The 2,680-nt window shown below is 33.0% G+C and carries 3 protein-coding genes and 2 pseudogenes; all 5 read right to left on the bottom strand.

Features of this window, described 5'->3' with window-relative positions; translation table 11 throughout:
- Positions 1–409, bottom strand: a pseudogene (locus B2008_RS07415) (helix-turn-helix domain-containing protein); the annotation flags it as partial.
- 155 nt (positions 410–564) lie between these two features.
- The gene (locus B2008_RS07410) at positions 565–1,056 is read right to left on the bottom strand and encodes an HXXEE domain-containing protein (protein WP_286822638.1); all 492 of its coding nucleotides are present in this window, start codon (positions 1,054–1,056) and stop codon (positions 565–567) included.
- Complete coding sequence (locus tag B2008_RS07405) at positions 1,049–1,390, bottom strand: hypothetical protein (RefSeq protein WP_286822637.1); 342 nt, start codon at positions 1,388–1,390, stop codon at positions 1,049–1,051. The genes B2008_RS07410 and B2008_RS07405 overlap by 8 nt, the downstream gene beginning before the upstream one ends.
- Complete coding sequence (locus tag B2008_RS07400; RefSeq protein ID WP_286822636.1) at positions 1,384–1,854, bottom strand: DUF536 domain-containing protein; 471 nt, start codon at positions 1,852–1,854, stop codon at positions 1,384–1,386. The genes B2008_RS07405 and B2008_RS07400 overlap by 7 nt, the downstream gene beginning before the upstream one ends.
- Positions 1,847–2,680 (bottom strand): annotated as a pseudogene (locus B2008_RS07395) (replication initiation protein); the annotation flags it as partial. The gene B2008_RS07400 and the pseudogene B2008_RS07395, both read right to left, overlap by 8 nt.

Raw genomic sequence — 2,680 nt, 5'->3', positions numbered from 1 at the left:
CTAATGATTGATTATATTTAGAACGTTGGTCAAGTATACGCCGTTGGCGTAGCCCATGTTCAGGTAGTTCACTCAAGGAGAATTCGATTTTTCCCTGATATAACCAATTATAAATAGATTTAGTGGCTAGTTTAAGCTCATGAGCAATCACTTCCGGTGACCAGCTTAGACGTAAATGGTTTAGAATGGTTTGCTTTAATTTGGCATTCAATTTGGCATTCAATTTGGCATTCAATTTAGTTTTTCGGCCACATTGCACTCGCTTAGATTCAGCATTTGCCTGTGCCAACTCAGCTTGATAAGGTTGACATCGAGATAATTCATAAGAAATCGTGGACGGCGATCGTTTTAACCGCTCAGCCATTTGGACATTGGCTAGTCCTAGTTCACAAAAGGTTTCGATTTTAATTCATTCAGAATAGGTTATACTAAACAAAAGATCAACTCCTAGAAAATGGTTTTGTGGCAAACACCAATTTAAGGAAGGCTGATCTTTTTGTTCGAACGTTGTTCGGATTAATTTTACAATCTACCGTTTAAGGTTAAGCAATTTACTACCTGTCACTAATTCGTCTTATTTAACATACCTGTAAGACGATACATCAATCCTAAATTTCCTATTATTATTACTAACATCACCATTGAAAGAAGTACTGTGACTCCCCAATTTACAGACCAAGACCCTCCAAAATAAATAACAAGGAAGGAAGAAAAGAGTCCCGTTAATACTCCAGGCACATATTTTTTTAAGAGTATCATTTGGATAACATGGCCTAATATATGATATGAAAATGCTAACATTATTGACATATAGAAAATATAGAGATGAAAATAGTACGCGAAAATAGATGATATAAAAAGAAGTATCAGTTGTTGAAATATTATTAAATTAAACTGAAATGGACTTATGACTTTTACAAAATGTCTAAATTGAGAAGTAGGAAAGTTTTCTTTGCTCTTTAATGCTTTTAAGAATTTTGGCATAAACACTATCTCTTCCATTTCATGCAACATAAACAAAGTCGGAAATAGTAAAATTAAATTCATTTTATCCATTACTTATTACCTTCAGCATAAATTTATCAATTTCTTTACCGATATTCAATCCCAGATTTATATTCGAGTATATAGAATAATGGTTCCCTTCGACATACGCTACTTCAATAGGAGACTCAAAATATTTACTTCCAAATAGTTTTTGAATTTGCTTTGCAGCATTTAAGTTCTTTTCTACGTCGTCCCACCAAGTATTAACGGACACACCATCTTTTACATTAGATAAATATAACTTATAACGAGGTAGTTTCCCGTCAAAATTTATTTCATTATCTTTTATTTTTTTCCAAGATTCAAATAAATTCCTCCCAAACACATTATTTAGCATTACCAAAAATGCCACCATTTATTCTTTGGTTGTTCAAAAGCGTTGTTTTTTATTGAATTAGAGTCACTATTTTTAATAGCAATCATTTTTAATTCTTCAATCTTCTTTTCAGCCACTAAATGCAATTGCTGTGATTGATCTAATAACTTTTGCATTGACTTTAATTGCTCATCTTTCTCTTTAATCTGGTTATCTTTGACTGATAACTGCTCTTTGAGCAATTCTATTGTATCAGTATTCTTGTTACCAGTGTTACTAGTAAATGTTACCCCTTCTGGTTTTTGGCTGTTACTACCAATAAAATGCTGTTTTAGCAGTAAATAACCTGAATTGACAACAACTAAGGTTTGTACCCCGTTCCTAGTCACGGTTTGTACATAGTTTGCTCTAAAGTTTGCATCTAGTTTTTTCCTAATGGCTTGTTTTGATACACCAAATTCATCAGCAAGTTCTCTAATAGTTTTAGGCATGTTTTCCAAACCCCTTTCGGAGTTCAGCAAGCATTTCTTGTCTTGTCTGATCTCTTATTTTTTTATCGTGCTCGGCCTGTTTATCAGCCAATGCTTGTTTCTCAGTAGAGCCTAAAGTTAACCCCTTAACCTTGTCAATGGCGCGCCATTTTTCTTGTTCTGTTAATTCACCATTATGCTGGATGTTAAAAAGTTTTTGACGCTCGTCTTGAAAATGACCTTGAGAAAAATCATTTGCGTTTTTTCTTTCAGGCTTCCAAGAAAAAGAATAACCGATAACTGGTTTCCCCCGCCCCTTACCATACTTTTTTCTGATAGCTAACCCCTTAAAAAGCGGCGTTAATTCTTCCTTAATTGGCCGAATAACTCTAGATTCAACATTTGCAGGTTTATTCCAATAACTTTTAGGAATATCAAGTAATTCAAAAAAGTCATTCTTAGAAAAATAAGCATACCCAGTAGTTCGAAATTGTTTAAGAAGACGAAACATTGTTTTTGCGTAACTACTTTTTAAATCTCTGAACTCTGCCAAAGCATAGCGTACCCAACTTTCGAGATAGTTTAAAAGTTTTAATGCCTTGGGATAAATTTGAATATCGACATAAGGAACTTCTGCCGAACCCATAATTTAAAATTGAGTAAACATAACAAATATTTCTCTATCAAGACCATCTTTACTTCTAGAACTAAATCTAAGACTCAATATCTTTTGATATGTACTTTGTATATCATTAATATTATGATTATTTGCGGTTGGTTTATACGCATTTAATTCTATTAATTGATCAATGGTAATCCTACTAGTATTATCTCCTTTATCACGCAA

The organism is Lactobacillus sp. UBA5813 (assembly GCF_002417895.1).
Classification (GTDB): Bacteria; Bacillota; Bacilli; order Lactobacillales; family Lactobacillaceae; genus Lactobacillus; species Lactobacillus amylolyticus.
Note: the sequence above shows the minus strand (reverse complement) of the source record. Positions and strands in the feature narration are given on the sequence as shown.